This is a genomic window from Bradyrhizobium sp. BWC-3-1, assembly GCF_032917965.1.
Lineage (GTDB): Bacteria > Pseudomonadota > Alphaproteobacteria > Rhizobiales > Xanthobacteraceae > Bradyrhizobium > Bradyrhizobium canariense_D.
The window spans coordinates 4,985,594-4,999,338 of record NZ_CP136625.1; the positions used below are offsets into that span (position 1 = coordinate 4,985,594).

A 13,745-nucleotide genomic window follows, 5' to 3' on the forward strand; every position below is an offset into this window, starting at 1 on the left:
GTGTTGTCGCACACACCGCCCGATGGAAGGCCGAAGGAACTGGGTTGATGAGTGTCGGACTGATTGGTCTTCTCGACGATATCGCAGCGATCGCAAAGGTGGCGGCAGCCTCGCTCGACGATGTCGCGGGCCAAACGGCCAAGGCGGGAGCAAAGGCGGCTGGCGTGGTCATCGATGACGCAGCCGTCACGCCGAACTACGTGATCGGCTTTGCCTCGAAACGCGAACTGCCGATCGTAGGCAAGATTGCGGTTGGGTCGCTGCGCAATAAATTGCTGATCCTGCTGCCCATTGCCCTGTTGCTTGGTTATTTCCTTCCCGCCGCGGTCACGCCGCTGCTCATGCTGGGCGGCGCCTTTCTGTGCTATGAGGGCACCGAGAAGGTGCTCGAAGCCGCGATGCCGCATGATGCGCGCCACCACGAAGCCCAGCCCCAGCCAATTGCATTGAACGCGCGGTCGGTCGAGGACAAGAAAGTCGCAAGCGCCATCAAAACGGATTTCATCCTGTCGGCGGAGATCATGGCGATCACGCTGGCGGCCGTCCCGGCGGGCAGCATCTGGACCCAGGCGCTCGTGCTCGCACTCGTCGCCATTTTCATCACTGTTGGAGTCTACGGCGTGGTCGCCTTGATCGTGAAGGCGGACGATGTCGGCCTGGCCCTTGCGCGGTATGACGGCGCCTCGCTTGTTGGCGGCGCAATCCGATTGCTTGGACGTGCGCTGGTCCGCGGCATGCCTGTCTTCCTGGCGGTGCTGAGCACCATCGGCACCGCCGCGATGATCTGGGTCGGTGGCGGCATCATCCTGCACGGCATCGAACAATACGGCCCACCGGTAGTCGGCCATACGGTTCATGCCGCGACCGAGGCTGCCGCGCACCGCCTTCCCTCCATTGCCGGCACCGTCGGATGGGCGGTCGAGGCAGCCATTTCAGGCGTTATTGGGCTCCTTGTCGGCGCAGTTGCGATACCGGCCGTCACATACGGTCTTTCACCGCTATGGAAACGTCTGAAGCGATCGCAGCCGACCTGAACAAAAGCGGCTGCAGATTGCGGGTGCCGGCTACTCCAGCAACGTCGTGAGTTGCGCGCCCTCGTCCGCCACGAACACGGCAATCAATTCCGCCGGCTCCGTGGTGCTGGCATTGGCCGAGACCAGATGCGTCGAGCCGGGCGGCTCGAAGAAGGACTGGCCGACGCCGAACGTCTCGACCGGGCCGCCGCCGAGCTGGGAGCGGATCTCGCCCTTGGTTATGTAGGCGGTGACGGATCCTGCGTGACGATGCGGCCGCGAGAACCCGCCAGGGCCGTAGAACACGCGCACGATGGTGACGCGCTTGCCCGGCACGTTCGGCAGCGCGTAGGAGTCGATCGGCTCGACCTTGTCCAGCGGCGAGCTTTCGGCGGCGGTGGCGCAGAGCGGCGCGAGTGCGCCGGAAATGGTGTCCATCGTCACCGGCAACGCCTTGCCGATCGCAAGCGCGCACGCAAGCCCGCCGACGACGGCGATCGCCATCGAACGCGATGGCGCCAATGTGGTGGGCAAACTTACTACCGTCATCACGATCTCCCTTCGTTGCAATCAGGATGCCGCCGCATTCGCTGCGACCGGTCGCTTCGCCGGTGTCCAGCGAAACGCCGCACCGAAACGATTCCAGACGTTGATCGAGGCAACCGCAGAGGTCAGGTACGTCAGTTCGGTCTCGGAGAATTCACGGCTCGCCTCGGCATACACGCCCTCGCCGACTCCGTCGGGCAGGCAGGTCAGCGCCTCGGTCCAGGCCAGCGCGGCACGTTCGCGCGCGGAAAAGATCGGCGCCTCGCGCCAGACCACGACCAAATTGAGCTTGTCGACGGGCACGCCGATCCGCTCCGAAAGCAGGATGTGATGCTGCACGCAGAAGGCGCAGCCGTTGATCTGCGATGCCCGGAGCTTGACCAGTTCGAGAAGCTGCTTGTCGAGACCGGCCTTGGCCGCCACCTGGCCGAGCGCCAGCACCAGCTCATACGCATCCGGCGCGATCTTCTTGAAATCCTCGTATTCGCTGCGGGCGTGTGACATTGCCGTTCACCTCGTGGTATTGTAAGACCGCTTACATCTTATAAGAGCACTTACATGTTGCGCAAGTCGCCCAGTATCACGAGATCGAAATCCCGGCGCAAGACTGCCAAGCCTGACGCCGTGCGCGTGCCAGCCCCAGGGGAAGGCAAGCGCGGCGAGCAAGGCTATCTCGGCTATCTCTTGCGCCAGGCCCACGCCGCAGTCCGTCTGACGATGGAGCGGTCGCTCGCCGATCTCGGTGTCACCTCACCGCAATTCGCGGTGCTGACCATGCTCAACGCCTATCCGGGCCTCTCGGGCGCCGACGTTGCCCGCCTCACCTTTCTGACGCCCCAGACCGTCGGCGTCATCATCCGCAATCTCGAGCGTGACGGCGCGATTGTGATGACGCCGCATCCCGTCCACGGCCGCATCCAGCAATGGACGCTGACGCCGCGCGGCACGGCGCTTTTGAAAGCGTGCCGGGAAAGGGTGATTGCGTTGGAGAAGCGGCTGGCCGCCGGGCTCGATGTCAAGGCCGAGGCAAGCATTCGCCGCTGGCTCGCAGGCATCGCGGCCGATTTGCAGGAGGACTAGGCGAAGCGCGCTTGCCGCTGGCGGGACCTAGTCGCCGCCTCCGCCGTCGCCACCGTCCGAATCCGGGAAGTCACTGACGGCGCCGTGGCCTTGAATACCGCGCCCAAAGTTCTCCGCGAGGATCATCAGGACGACGACGAACAACCCGGCGCCGAACGGCCAGGGATTGGCGCGGATGATGTCGAACAGCTCCTGCATTCACGCATTGTGCGCAGACGGAAGCGAATCGACCGTAAAGTGACAGGCTCAAAATTGGGGATATCCGACCCGTTGCAGGCGCGCCCTACCCGCCCTTCAACACTTTCTTAACCTCGCCATCGGGCCAGGTCTCGCCCGCTGCGATCACCCGCACGCGGCTTTGATCGGGGTCGTTCACCAGCTCATGCGAACTCACCCGCTCGCCGCTTCGCTCCAGGTGCAGATCGGTTTCGGGCTTCCAGCTCAGTGTGGTGGCGAGATCGCCAGGGAAAATCTGCCATTGTGATCCGTCGTCGAGCTCGACGACGTGGCTCTCTGCATGCGCGCGTATCTTCATTCGACCCCGAATTCTCGACGGAAGGCGGGCCCCGACCATCGGCCGGGGCCCCGCTCCGTTAGTCGTTGTCGTGATGAATCACGGTCTTTTCGCGGTTACCGAATTCATCTTCCTTCTTGATGACGGTGGTGCGGTCGGCAGGCTCGCGCTCCTTGATCACGGTGGTGCGATCACGATCGCGGTCACGCTCTCGATATTCCGGGGACTGTCCGACGGTCACGCCGGCGCCGACCGGACCAACATGAACACCGACTTCGTCGGCGAATGCGGGGGCTGCGATAGCGGTGACCATGGCGGCCGCAAACAGATATTTCCTCATCTCGTCCTCCTCGATTGCATGCGGAGGGAATGCGTGAGTGCGACAATTTGTTCCGGAAGGAACAGGACGGACGTCCCGTTCCCGACCCTCCAGGAACCGACTCACAGGAGCCGCATTTCCCGCTACAATAAGTCGATGAAACACGCTGATTCCTCGATCCATCATACCCGCCGCGCCTTCACGATCGGCGCCGCCACCCTGCTCGCTTTCCCGACGCATGTCTTCGCCGCACCTCCAGGCTTCGACGAATGGCGTGAGGGTTTTCGCGCTCGTGCCATGGCCAAGGGCATCTCGGCTGCGACATGGCAGCGTGCGATGGCGCGGGTCGAGCCCGACATGAGCGTGTTCAAGCAGATGCGGAACCAGCCCGAATTTCATGAGCAGGTCTGGCAATACATCAACCGTCGCGTCTCCGACTGGCGCATCATCAACGGCAAGATCGCGCTCAAGAACAACGAGGCGCTGCTCGCGCGCATCGAGCGCGATTTCGGCGTCGAGCGCGGCACGCTGCTGGCGCTGTGGGGCGTCGAGTCCGCCTATGGCGATCCGCTGGTGCAGCAGAACCACATGACGCCGGTGTTTCCCTCGCTCGCCGCCCTCGCCTGGAACGAACCGCGACGCAAGGCCTATTGGGAAACCGAGCTGATCAACGCGCTACGCATCGTCGACAAGGGCTGGAGCACGCCGGAGCAGATGCAGGGATCCTGGGCCGGCGCGATGGGGCATTCGCAATGGATGCCGGAAGTCTGGCTCAATGTCGGCATCGACTATGATGGCGACGGCAAGGTGTCGCCGTTCGGCAAGCCCGACGACGCGCTGGGCTCGACGGCAAAATATCTCGTCAATCGCGGCAAGTGGCACCGCGGCGAGCATTGGGGCTACGAGGTGCGCACGCCCGGTGAGATGAGCGGCAGCCGGACCTATGCGGCTTGGCAGGCGGCCGGCGTCACCCGCGCCGACGGCCAGCCGTTTCCGCAAGCCTCCGCATCCGCGCAGATGTGGACGCCGGTTGCGGGCGGGCCGACGTTTCTGCTGGGACCGAATTTCAACGCGGTGAAGAGCTACAATCCCTCGATGAACTATGCCCTGGCGATCTGCCATCTCGGCGACCGCTGCCTCGGCGCCCCGCCTTTCATCCAGCCGTTCCCCGGCTCCGAGCGCGCGCTGACACTCGCCGAGGTGCAGGAGATGCAGACGCGCCTGACCAAGGCGGGCTTCGACACCGGCGGCACCGACGGCCGCGTCGGCAACGACACGATGAAGGCAATCAAGGATTTTCAGCAGAGGGCCGGTATCGTGCCTGCGGACGGCTATGGCGGGCTGAAGGTGCTGGCGAAGCTACGCCAGGGGTCTTAGGCCGGCTCAATGCCGGTATTGCGGCTCCTCCGCATCGAGCTGCCGCCGGATCGCCGCAAGATGCAGCCGTGCAGATTCGGAATCGCCCTCGCGCATCTGCCTGTAGGTCTCGGCTGCAATCGCGGGATCGACCGGCAGCACCTGTCGCCCGGTCGACATCGCCAGCACCTGCACCTCGGCGGCGCGTTCGAGATAGTAGAGATCGTCCCAGGCCTCCGCGATGGTCGGTGCCAGCACCATCACGCCGTGATGCTTCATGAAGATGATATCGGCATCCCCAACGGCGGATGCGATGCGCGCACCTTCGCGGTTGTCGAGCGCAAGGCCATTGTAGTCGCGGTCCACGGCCGTGCGACCATAGAACTTCAGCGCGGTCTGGCCGGCCCAGATCAGCGGATCGCCTTCGGTCATCGACAGCGCCGTGGCGTAGGGCATGTGGGTGTGGAAGGCGACCTTGGCGCGCGGCAGGCGCTTGTGCATCTCGGCATGGATGTAGAACGCGGTCGCCTCGGGTACGCCCTCGCCGTCGAGCACGCTGCCGTGGAAATCGCAGATCAGCAGCTTTGACGCGGTCAGCTCGCGGAAGGCGTAGCCGTAAGGGTTGACCAGGAAGAGATCGTCATGGCCCGGCACCACGGCCGAGAAGTGGTTGCAGATGCCCTCCTCAAAGCCGTTGCGCGCAGCCATCCGAAAGCAGGCGGCAAGATCCTCGCGCGCGCTGCGGATCGCGTCGGTGACGAGGTCCGGACGGTTCGAGCGGAACGTTGCTGGCGTGGAGGACGAAGAGTGAAGGCTGTGCGCCATGGCGGAAGGACACCTCTGTCGTTCGGAAGACGCCCGCGTTGTACAGGTCCGACGCCTGCGCGTCAGCCCCCGCGGGCGCCACCCTGCCCTTCGCAGCCCGCGCGACGGCCTATTGCCGCCGCGGCACGCCGCCGGCATTCATGCCGCCGTCGATGACGAGCTCGCTGCCGGTGACGTAGCACGAGGCATCGGAGGCCAGATACAGCACGCCGGAGGCAATCTCAGAAGCATGGCCGGCGCGGCCGAGCGGCGTGACGAGGCGCGCACGCTCCTCGGGATCGATCGGTGCATTGCCCTGGTTGCCGGTCGCGCCGGTCGGGATCTTGCCCCAGATCGGGGTGTCGATGATGCCGGGATGGACGGAGTTGACGCGGATGCCGTCGCCGGCGGCCGCGCACTCCATCGCGATCGACTTCGCGAACAGCCGCACGCCGCCCTTGGTCGCCGAATAGGCCGACAGCCCAGGCGCGCCGCGCAGGCCCGCGAGCGAGGACATCATGACGATCGAGCCGCCGCCGGTCTTGCGCATCAAGGGCAGGCAATGCTTGACCGAGAGGAAGACGCCGTCGAGGTTGATCGCGTTCTGCTTGCGCCAGTCGCTAAGCGTCATGTCGACGATCGAGGGCACGGCGATGCCGATGCCGGCGTTGGAGACGAGAATATCAAGCCGGCCAAAGCGCTTCGCGATCTCGGCTGTGATCTCGATCCAGCGCTCTTCACTGGTGACGTCCTGCTCCAGGAAAATCGCCTTGCCGTCGGCCTTGGTGATGCGATTGGCGAGCTCGGGGCCGCGCAGCTCGTCGATGTCGGTGGCAATGACGGTGGCGCCCTCGCGCGCGAATAGCTCGACGACGGCTTCGCCGATGCCGGAGGCGCCGCCCGTCACCAGCGCCACTTTACCCTCAACCTGCCCTGCCATGTTCACTCCCAGTTTTGCTGTTAGCTTTTTTGTTGTTTGCCGGGCCTATCTAATCATGGATGGTCCCTGATCGGGTAGCGCGACGTCGATGACGCGGAATTGCACACGCTCGGCGCCCTGATAGCGATCGACCGACAATGATCCCGCGACATGCAATTGCTGGCCGCGATTGGCAACGAGCGCGTTGCCGAGCTTCTGTCCGATCGAACGGAACGCGATGCCGTTGACGATGGCGCCGTCGCCCGACTTGAAGCGTAGCCTCAAATGTGCCTGTCCCACCTCGTCGGCATAGACGAGCTGGTGCGCCGGCAGCGCCAACACGGCTTCCGGATTGCCGCTGCCGAAGGGACCCGCGCGGTTGAGCGTCGCTGCAAGCTCGGTCGTCACCGCGCGCGCGGAGACCGCGCCGTCGATGTAGAGCTCGTTGACGTGGCGCGCCTCGGCAACGTCGCGCCCCAACGCATTCTCGAGGTAGGCGCGAAACTCGGCGAGTTTTTCCTTCCGTAGCGTGACCCCCGCAGCCATCGCGTGGCCGCCCCCCTTCAGCAGAATGCCATCGGCGACCGCCTGCCGCACGGCCTTGCCGATATCGACGCCGGCAATCGAACGGCCGGAGCCGGTGCCGATGCCGCCGGGCTCCAGCGCGATCGCAAAGGCGGGCCGCGAGAACTTCTCCTTCAACCGGGACGCAACGAGACCGACCACGCCGGGATGCCAGCCTTCGGAGGCCGTGACGATCACGCCGATCTTGTCCTCGAGCCCGATCGAGGCGAGCGCCTCGGCTTCGGCCTGCGCTTCGGCCGCCTGCTCGATGACCCGGCGCTCGCTGTTGAGGCGGTCGAGTTCGGCGGCGATCCGCGCGGCCTCGACGCTGTCACCCTCCAAAAGCAGGCGCACGCCGAGATCGGCGCGGCCGATGCGACCGCCGGCATTGATGCGCGGCCCCAGCATGAAGCCGAGATGCCAGGCCTCCGGCGGGCCGTTGAGCCGCGCCACGTCCATCAGCGCTGTGTGGCCGACATGGTCGCGCCGCCGCATCGCGATCAGGCCCTTGGCGACGAACGCGCGGTTGAGACCGATCAGCGGCGCGACATCAGCAACCGTGCCGAGCGCGACGTGATGCAGCATGCCGAGCAGATCCGGCTCGGGCATCTCCGCATTCCAGAAGCCGCGCTGGCGTAATTCACGATTGACCGCGACCAGCGTCACCAGCACGAGGCCGACGGCGGCGAGATGGCCGAGGCCGGAGAGATCGTCGAGCCGGTTCGGATTGACCAGCGCGTCGACCTCCGGCAGCTCCGTGCCGGCCTGATGATGGTCGATCACGACGACGGACATGCCGATACGTTTTGCTTCGGCGAGCGGCTCGATGCTGGTGGTGCCGCAATCGACGGTGACGAGCAGCGTGGCGCCCTTTTCGGCCAGCGCGCGCACGGCTTCCGTGTTGGGCCCGTAGCCCTCGAAGATGCGGTCGGGAATGTGGATCAGCGGATCGAGCCCGCAATGCCGCAGATGCCAGGTCAGCAGCGCCGCCGAGGTCGCGCCGTCGACATCGTAGTCGCCGAAGATCGCGACCTTCTCGCCGTTCGCTGCGGCATCCGCGATCCGCTTCGCGGCGGCCTCCATCTCCGTCACCGTGAACGGGTCCGGCAGAAGCTTGCGGATGGTGGGATCGAGGAAATCTGCGACGGCGTCGCTGTCGACGCCGCGGCCTGCCAGCACCCGCGCCAGGAGCTCGGGCAGTTGGTGGCGCTGCACGATGGCAAGCGCTTTCGCCGCCCCGCGGGCATCCAGCCGGTCGCGCCAAAGCTTGTCGGTGAGCGAGCGCGCCACTCCCAGGAACGCCTGGGGCGCTTCGACGGGCAAGGCGGTAGCGGGCGGCGTCATGAACAGCTGTCGGTTTGAGGAACCTGGGAGCCGGAGGGATTGCATCGTCCGGCCGACGGACGATTGGCCCGCAATCCCTCGGGATTTGCAACGTCTGCGCGGCACAAAGCGGTGGATTGCCGCTTTGCTACCCGGACTGACTATCATTTGAGCATTCCGCAAAACAGCAAATTAAGCAGGCGTTAGGCGGAATCTTCGAAAAAGAATCGTATTCGATCTGTCAGTGATTGTTCCGGGTTCGTTGCAGATCAGACCTCATTGCCAAGGGAAGCCCCCGATGTCTGCTGCGCTGGGTCTCAAAGCCAAGCCGATCGCAAATGAACCCGCTAATGATGATTCCGACATCTCCGCGCTGATCAACCGCCTCACGGCGGAGGTCAACCAGATCGCGGTCGACAAGACCAAGGCGATCCAGCAGATCACCAACCAGATGAAGATGCTGGCGCTGAACGCGTTGATCGAAAGCTCGCGCGCCGGCGCGCAGGGCGCGGGCTTCGCGGTGGTGGCGCAGGAGGTCCGCGGCGTCGGCCAGCAGGTCGAGACTATCGCCCGCGAACTCGAAAGCCAGCTGACCAAGCGCACCGGCGACCTCGTCGCCTCGATCGACCGCATGAGCCAGCGCTCGCGCGGCGAGCGCATGGTCGACCTCTCGCTCAACGCCATCGAGCTGATCGACCGCAACCTCTATGAACGGACCTGCGACGTGCGCTGGTGGGCGACCGATTCCGCGCTGGTCGATTGCGCGGCCTCGCCCGACGCCGCGGCCGTGTCCCATGCCTCGCAGCGTCTCGGTGTGATCCTAGGAGCCTACACCGTCTATCTCGACCTCTGGCTCTGCGATCTCGACGGCAACGTCATCGCCAACGGCCGCGCCGACCGCTTTCGCGCTGTCGGCCAGAACGTCGCCCACACCAAATGGTTTCGCGAGGCCAAGACCCTGCGCTCCGGCGACGACTATGTCGCCGGCGACGTCGAGAACCAGCCGCTGCTCGGCAATGCCCAGGTCGCGACCTATTGCGCCAGCGTCCGCGCCGGCGGCCAGGCCAACGGCGCGCCGATCGGGGTGCTCGCCATCCATTTCGACTGGGAGGCGCAGGCCCGCGCCATCGTGCAAGGCGTGCGCGTTGGCGACAGCGACAAGGCGCGCGTGCTGCTGGTCGACTCCAATCTTCGCGTGATCGCCGCTTCCGACGGACAAGGCATTCTCAGCGAACGCATCTCGCTGTCGCTCAACGGCCAGCGTTCCGGCTTCTACCAGGACGGCTCGGGCACGCTGGTCGCGTTCCATGCGACGCCCGGCTACGAGACCTATCGCGGCCTGGGCTGGTACGGCGTGATCGTCTGCGGGGCCTGAAGCTGGAGGCGGCTCGCCTATCCAACTCAAAACCGTGAAAACAACCCCATACACGGTAGCCATCCGGTTGTTTTCATGACAGTTTTTTCGCCGTTTGACGCCTGCAAAACACTGGCATGCATGCCATCATGGCGTCGTTCGCGGTCCAGGCTCAAAGCGCGAGGCTCTGGCGATCTCGTCTTCGGCGGCCTGCACCGCCGCGATTCCGAGCGTTTGCGACGGACGCTCTCCGAACATTGCCAGGTAGTATTGCGAGAACCGGCCGAGTTCGTAAAAGCCCTGCTGCATGGCGACCGCTGTCACGGTGGTCGAGCCGGGTGCGCTCTGGTGCAGGATCGAATGAACAGCGCAAAGACGCTTGTGCCTGAGGAAGCTGACCGGGCCGAGACCGAATACCTCCTGAAACGCGCGGTGAAGGGTGCGCCGCGATACGCCGAGCGCCGCGCAGATTTCCGACACGTGCACCGGACGGGTGCCGGCGTCGTCGAGAAACTCCTCGACCTTGCGGATCAGCCGTCGCGCGGAAGGGAGCCAGCCATTGCCGTCGGGTGGCAGCGACGACGCGACGTTGGTAGCCATGCATTCGGCGATCGATCGTTTCCAGAAATCGGCTGTTGATGGCGTCAGTCCGTATTTGTTGTCGCGCAGGTGCGACATGATCCGGACCAGGCGGCGCGAGGCGATTGCGCCGCTCTCGATGTCCGCGCGGAAATGACCGCGGCTGCGCCAGGTGTCAGGATCACTCAGCCGTGCTTTTCCGGCGAACAGCGTCGCGACCTCGTTGAGGTCGAACCGCATGGCGGCGTAAGCGGAGCCGCCGTGAAAAACCCCGTCATGTTCGAGCAGCGGCGGAATGACGAGCACATCGTTGAGCTGCATGTCGAACGACCAGTGGGCGACGCGCTCTTCAGCCGCGAGCAGCATGCCGATGATCAGTCTGTCGTCGCTGGAAACCCGCTGCGTGCGCATGCCGACGTTGAATGCACCGATGCTGAGCGAGAAGTCGCCGATGCCGACATGGGACAACGTTCCGCGCAACCGACCGCGGCCGAGTTGCATCACATCGACATGCGAGCCATGGACGGCCTGCTGAAGTCCTTCGAAACCGTCCAGCTTGCGCGAATCAACCAGGAGGACTTGCCCCATGGCTGTACCCTGTTACTGAAGCGCGACAATTCTGCGGCAGGCGAGGCCTCACCAACTCCCCCGCAGACTGGCACAAACTGCACATCACAGCCGTCCAGTCTTCGGGTACCGTTTGCAACCTTAGCGATATTGAGCGGACGCGCTTTGCGGAAGGCAGAGCGCACGCGGCATGGATTTGCCGCGTGCTCGAAGACGTGCGTGCAAAGGAAGGAGATCTGGACGCAATGCAGCGCCCTCCTCTCCCCGGAGCGCCAAAAAAGTGGGGACTAGACAATGCGTCTAATGGGCCGGGCAAAGAGCCATCGTCGAAGTCTGCCAAAGTTGGCGCAGTAGCATCAGGTGGAATGCGCGTATCGGAGCTTCCACCATGTTGCGAGCGGATCTGGATCACTGCGAGTGGGTGCCGGATGATTTGAAGACCGGCGAGATGGTCTTCATTCCCGGCGGAACCTTTCGCATGGGATCCGACCATCATTATCCCGAGGAAGCGCCGAGCCATCGAGTCGCTGTCGACGGCTTCTGCATTGACCGCACGCCCGTGACCAACCGGCAGTTCAAGCAGTTCGTCACCGCAACCGGCCATGTCACCGAGGCGCAGATCGTTCCCGATCCGAAGGACTATCCGGGCGCGCTGGCAGAGATGCTCTACGCGGGATCGCGGGTGTTCTCACCGCTGCCGCGCATCACCGATCTCACCGACTGGAGCCAGTGGTGGACATTCCTGCGCGGCGCCAACTGGCGTCATCCCTATGGTCCTGGCAGCAACATCGAGGATCTCGACGATCATCCCGTCGTCCACGTCTCCTTTAGCGATGCGGCAGCCTATGCCCACTGGGCCGGCAAGGGCCTGCCGACGGAGGCGGAATGGGAATTTGCGGCGCGTGGCGGCCTCGAGGCGGAGGAATACGCCTGGGGCGATGCGCTGATGCCGGGCGGCAAACACATGGCCAATATCTGGCAGGGCAACTTCCCCGTCCAGAATCTCGGCGAGGATGGGTACGAGCGTACCTCGCCGGTCATGGCCTTCCCGCCGAACGGCTACGGCCTCTACGACATGATCGGCAATGTCTGGGAGTGGACCTCCGACTGGTGGTCGTCAAACACGCCGCCGACGCCGCAAAACCCTGCTGCATCCCCAAAAATCCCCGCGGCGGCGGTGAGCACACAAGCTACGACCCTCGCCTCCCCGACATCCAGATTCCGCTCAAGGTCCTCAAGGGCGGCTCGCACCTCTGCGCGCCGAACTATTGCCGCCGATACCGCCCGGCCGCGCGGCACGCCGAGCCCGTCGATACCTCGACCAGCCATGTCGGGTTCCGCTGCGTAGTGCGATTGCCGTCTGTAACCGAACGCCGACACGAAGGACGTGCTGCAATCTAGCGCGCGCCGCTGGTGGTGGCTGGCGCCAGCGGTGCGCTCCGCGCGTCGGGCTATTTCGATATGCAACTTATCTATCGGCGATCGATAAACATCTTCATCATTTTTGGACAAGGCGGGCCGGTTACAGGCAAGAGCCTGCCCCATTTCCCCGGTAAGAGTCGCCTCATCGCATCGCGACGCGCGCGCCGTCGACCCTGAAACGCTCGCGCCCGCAACGTGCCGAGGAGATAGGCCATGAAGATCGTCGTGATCGGCGGGACCGGATTGATCGGATCCAAGCTGGTGGCGAAGCTCAAGCAGCAAGGCCACGACGCGGTCGCGGCTTCGCCGAAGTCGGGCGTGAACGCGGTGACCGGGGAAGGTCTCGCAGCAGTGCTGGCGGGCACCGATGTCGTCGTCGACGTTGCCAACGCGCCGTCCTGGGAGCCCGCGGCCGTGCTGGAATTCTTCGAGCGTTCGAGCAAAAACCTCGCTGCGACTGAGGCCGCAGCGGCCGTGAAGCATCATGTGGCGCTCTCGATCGTCGGAACCGAGCGCTCGCCCGATAACTCCTATTTTCGCGCCAAGCTGGCGCAGGAGACTATCATCAAGTCTTCGCCGGTCCCCTACTCGATCGTCCGCGCCACCCAGTTCTTCGAATTCCTCAGCGCCATTGCCGAGATGGGTGCGGCCGAGGGTGGGATCGTTGTTCCCTCGGCATTGTTTCAGCCCATCGCGGCCGAGGACGTGGCCGATCGCCTCGCAGAAGTCGCGATTAGCCCGCCGCTTAACGGCACGATCGATATCGCAGGACCTGAGAAGGCGCCCTTTAATGAATTCATCGCACGCCGCCTGAAGGCGTCCGGCGACCCCCGACCGGTGGTGGGAGACCCAAAGGCGCCGTACTACGGCGCTCCCATCGACGACACATCGCTGAACCCTCTTGGCGAGGCGCGGCTTGGCACGACGCCGCTCGCAACATGGCTCGCGAGACTTTGAGGAGACCCCCATGCGCAGATTGCTGATCGCAACCGCTGTTTATGCCGCATCATTCCTGACAGCCCATGCCGCCGAGACGGCGACGCCCACGGCCAAGGTGACGGTCGTGTTCGACCAGGCGCTGCCCAATGTCCCGGGCAAGAGCATGAAGGGCGTGCTGGTCGAGTATGGTCCCGGAGGCTCCTCGCCGGCCCACATCCACGCGCCCTCGGCTTTCATCTACGCCACCGTCCTGGAAGGAGCGATCCGCAGTCAGGTCAATGACGGCCCGGTCAAGGTCTTTCACAAGGGCGAGAACTTCTCCGAAAAGCCCGGCGACCGCCATGCCGTCAGCGCCAATGCCAGCGAGACCGAACCCGCAAAATTGCTGGCCGTCTTCGTGGTGGATACGGCCGACAAGGAGCTGACTATGCCGATCCCGAAATAGC

Annotated in this window: 15 protein-coding genes and 1 pseudogene; 7 read left to right on the forward strand and 9 right to left on the reverse strand. The window is 64.6% G+C overall.

The window, feature by feature from the left end; all coding sequences use genetic code 11:
• Positions 1–47 precede the first annotated feature (47 nt).
• Entirely contained in the window at positions 48–1,034 is a 987-nt protein-coding gene (locus RX329_RS24245; protein ID WP_018454399.1) for a DUF808 domain-containing protein, read from the forward strand.
• 30 nt (positions 1,035–1,064) lie between these two features.
• Here the strand turns inward: RX329_RS24245 and RX329_RS24250 are convergent, their stop codons facing one another.
• Both RX329_RS24250 and RX329_RS24255 read right to left on the reverse strand, forming a co-directional pair.
• Complete coding sequence (locus RX329_RS24250; RefSeq protein ID WP_085353466.1) at positions 1,065–1,562, reverse strand: cupin domain-containing protein; 498 nt, start codon at positions 1,560–1,562, stop codon at positions 1,065–1,067.
• A gap of 21 nt (positions 1,563–1,583) precedes the next feature.
• The gene (locus tag RX329_RS24255; RefSeq protein WP_018454401.1) at positions 1,584–2,063 is read right to left on the reverse strand and encodes a carboxymuconolactone decarboxylase family protein; all 480 of its coding nucleotides are present in this window, start codon (positions 2,061–2,063) and stop codon (positions 1,584–1,586) included.
• Between the two features lie 54 nt (positions 2,064–2,117).
• Here RX329_RS24255 and RX329_RS24260 point away from each other — a divergent pair, with 54 nt between their 5' ends.
• Positions 2,118–2,639, forward strand: coding sequence for a MarR family winged helix-turn-helix transcriptional regulator (locus tag RX329_RS24260; RefSeq protein ID WP_018454402.1), 522 nt, complete (start codon positions 2,118–2,120; stop codon positions 2,637–2,639).
• Between the two features lie 27 nt (positions 2,640–2,666).
• Here the strand turns inward: RX329_RS24260 and RX329_RS24265 are convergent, their stop codons facing one another.
• The 3 genes from RX329_RS24265 to RX329_RS24275 all read right to left on the reverse strand — a co-directional run bounded on the left by RX329_RS24265 (position 2,667) and on the right by RX329_RS24275 (position 3,493).
• On the reverse strand, positions 2,667–2,837 hold the full coding sequence (locus RX329_RS24265; protein ID WP_018454403.1) for a hypothetical protein: 171 nt from the start codon (positions 2,835–2,837) through the stop codon (positions 2,667–2,669).
• An 85-nt stretch (positions 2,838–2,922) separates the two neighbouring features.
• Positions 2,923–3,174, reverse strand: a complete 252-nt coding sequence (locus RX329_RS24270) for a hypothetical protein (protein ID WP_317244417.1) — start codon at positions 3,172–3,174, stop codon at positions 2,923–2,925.
• 58 nt (positions 3,175–3,232) lie between these two features.
• Complete coding sequence (locus RX329_RS24275) at positions 3,233–3,493, reverse strand: hypothetical protein (protein WP_007591459.1); 261 nt, start codon at positions 3,491–3,493, stop codon at positions 3,233–3,235.
• 135 nt (positions 3,494–3,628) lie between these two features.
• Between RX329_RS24275 and RX329_RS24280 the strand changes: the two genes are divergently transcribed.
• Positions 3,629–4,849, forward strand: a complete 1,221-nt coding sequence (locus RX329_RS24280) for a lytic murein transglycosylase (protein ID WP_018454406.1) — start codon at positions 3,629–3,631, stop codon at positions 4,847–4,849.
• Positions 4,850–4,855: 6 nt separating this feature from the next.
• Here RX329_RS24280 and RX329_RS24285 read toward each other — a convergent pair whose 3' ends face one another.
• From RX329_RS24285 to recJ, 3 genes are all read right to left on the reverse strand, one after another.
• Positions 4,856–5,653, reverse strand: a complete 798-nt coding sequence (locus RX329_RS24285) for an aldolase (protein WP_085385270.1) — start codon at positions 5,651–5,653, stop codon at positions 4,856–4,858.
• A 109-nt stretch (positions 5,654–5,762) separates the two neighbouring features.
• A complete protein-coding gene (locus RX329_RS24290; protein ID WP_026232728.1) occupies positions 5,763–6,572 on the reverse strand; it encodes an SDR family NAD(P)-dependent oxidoreductase in 810 nt (269 codons plus the stop codon).
• 45 nt (positions 6,573–6,617) lie between these two features.
• Positions 6,618–8,459, reverse strand: coding sequence for a single-stranded-DNA-specific exonuclease RecJ (gene recJ, locus RX329_RS24295; protein ID WP_018454409.1), 1,842 nt, complete (start codon positions 8,457–8,459; stop codon positions 6,618–6,620).
• A gap of 277 nt (positions 8,460–8,736) precedes the next feature.
• Here recJ and RX329_RS24300 point away from each other — a divergent pair, with 277 nt between their 5' ends.
• A complete protein-coding gene (locus tag RX329_RS24300; RefSeq protein ID WP_085385271.1) occupies positions 8,737–9,813 on the forward strand; it encodes a methyl-accepting chemotaxis protein in 1,077 nt (358 codons plus the stop codon).
• Positions 9,814–9,939: 126 nt separating this feature from the next.
• Here the strand turns inward: RX329_RS24300 and RX329_RS24305 are convergent, their stop codons facing one another.
• A complete protein-coding gene (locus RX329_RS24305; protein WP_085385272.1) occupies positions 9,940–10,959 on the reverse strand; it encodes a helix-turn-helix domain-containing protein in 1,020 nt (339 codons plus the stop codon).
• Between the two features lie 367 nt (positions 10,960–11,326).
• Between RX329_RS24305 and RX329_RS24310 the strand changes: the two are divergent.
• The 3 genes and pseudogenes from RX329_RS24310 to RX329_RS24320 all read left to right on the forward strand — a co-directional run bounded on the left by RX329_RS24310 (position 11,327) and on the right by RX329_RS24320 (position 13,744).
• Positions 11,327–12,339: pseudogene (locus RX329_RS24310) on the forward strand (formylglycine-generating enzyme family protein).
• A 234-nt stretch (positions 12,340–12,573) separates the two neighbouring features.
• Entirely contained in the window at positions 12,574–13,317 is a 744-nt protein-coding gene (locus tag RX329_RS24315) for an SDR family oxidoreductase (protein WP_085353473.1), read from the forward strand.
• A gap of 10 nt (positions 13,318–13,327) precedes the next feature.
• Positions 13,328–13,744 carry a cupin domain-containing protein gene (locus tag RX329_RS24320; RefSeq protein WP_085353474.1) on the forward strand — a complete coding sequence of 139 codons (417 nt, stop codon included), beginning with the start codon at positions 13,328–13,330 and terminating at the stop codon, positions 13,742–13,744.
• The last annotated feature ends 1 nt before the right edge of the window (position 13,745 follow it).

Coding starts and splice junctions, on each gene's coding strand:
- RX329_RS24255 (WP_018454401.1), bottom strand. CDS start 2,063: ATGTCACACGCCCGCAGCGAATACGAGGATTTCAAGAAGATCGCGCCG.
- RX329_RS24265 (WP_018454403.1), bottom strand. CDS start 2,837: ATGCAGGAGCTGTTCGACATCATCCGCGCCAATCCCTGGCCGTTCGGC.
- RX329_RS24320 (WP_085353474.1), top strand. CDS start 13,328: ATGCGCAGATTGCTGATCGCAACCGCTGTTTATGCCGCATCATTCCTG.
- RX329_RS24285 (WP_085385270.1), bottom strand. CDS start 5,653: ATGGCGCACAGCCTTCACTCTTCGTCCTCCACGCCAGCAACGTTCCGC.
- RX329_RS24280 (WP_018454406.1), top strand. CDS start 3,629: ATGAAACACGCTGATTCCTCGATCCATCATACCCGCCGCGCCTTCACG.
- RX329_RS24275 (WP_007591459.1), bottom strand. CDS start 3,493: ATGAGGAAATATCTGTTTGCGGCCGCCATGGTCACCGCTATCGCAGCC.
- RX329_RS24270 (WP_317244417.1), bottom strand. CDS start 3,174: ATGAAGATACGCGCGCATGCAGAGAGCCACGTCGTCGAGCTCGACGAC.
- RX329_RS24245 (WP_018454399.1), top strand. CDS start 48: ATGAGTGTCGGACTGATTGGTCTTCTCGACGATATCGCAGCGATCGCA.
- RX329_RS24290 (WP_026232728.1), bottom strand. CDS start 6,572: ATGGCAGGGCAGGTTGAGGGTAAAGTGGCGCTGGTGACGGGCGGCGCC.
- recJ (WP_018454409.1), bottom strand. CDS start 8,459: ATGACGCCGCCCGCTACCGCCTTGCCCGTCGAAGCGCCCCAGGCGTTC.
- RX329_RS24260 (WP_018454402.1), top strand. CDS start 2,118: ATGTTGCGCAAGTCGCCCAGTATCACGAGATCGAAATCCCGGCGCAAG.
- RX329_RS24250 (WP_085353466.1), bottom strand. CDS start 1,562: ATGACGGTAGTAAGTTTGCCCACCACATTGGCGCCATCGCGTTCGATG.
- RX329_RS24315 (WP_085353473.1), top strand. CDS start 12,574: ATGAAGATCGTCGTGATCGGCGGGACCGGATTGATCGGATCCAAGCTG.
- RX329_RS24305 (WP_085385272.1), bottom strand. CDS start 10,959: ATGGGGCAAGTCCTCCTGGTTGATTCGCGCAAGCTGGACGGTTTCGAA.
- RX329_RS24300 (WP_085385271.1), top strand. CDS start 8,737: ATGTCTGCTGCGCTGGGTCTCAAAGCCAAGCCGATCGCAAATGAACCC.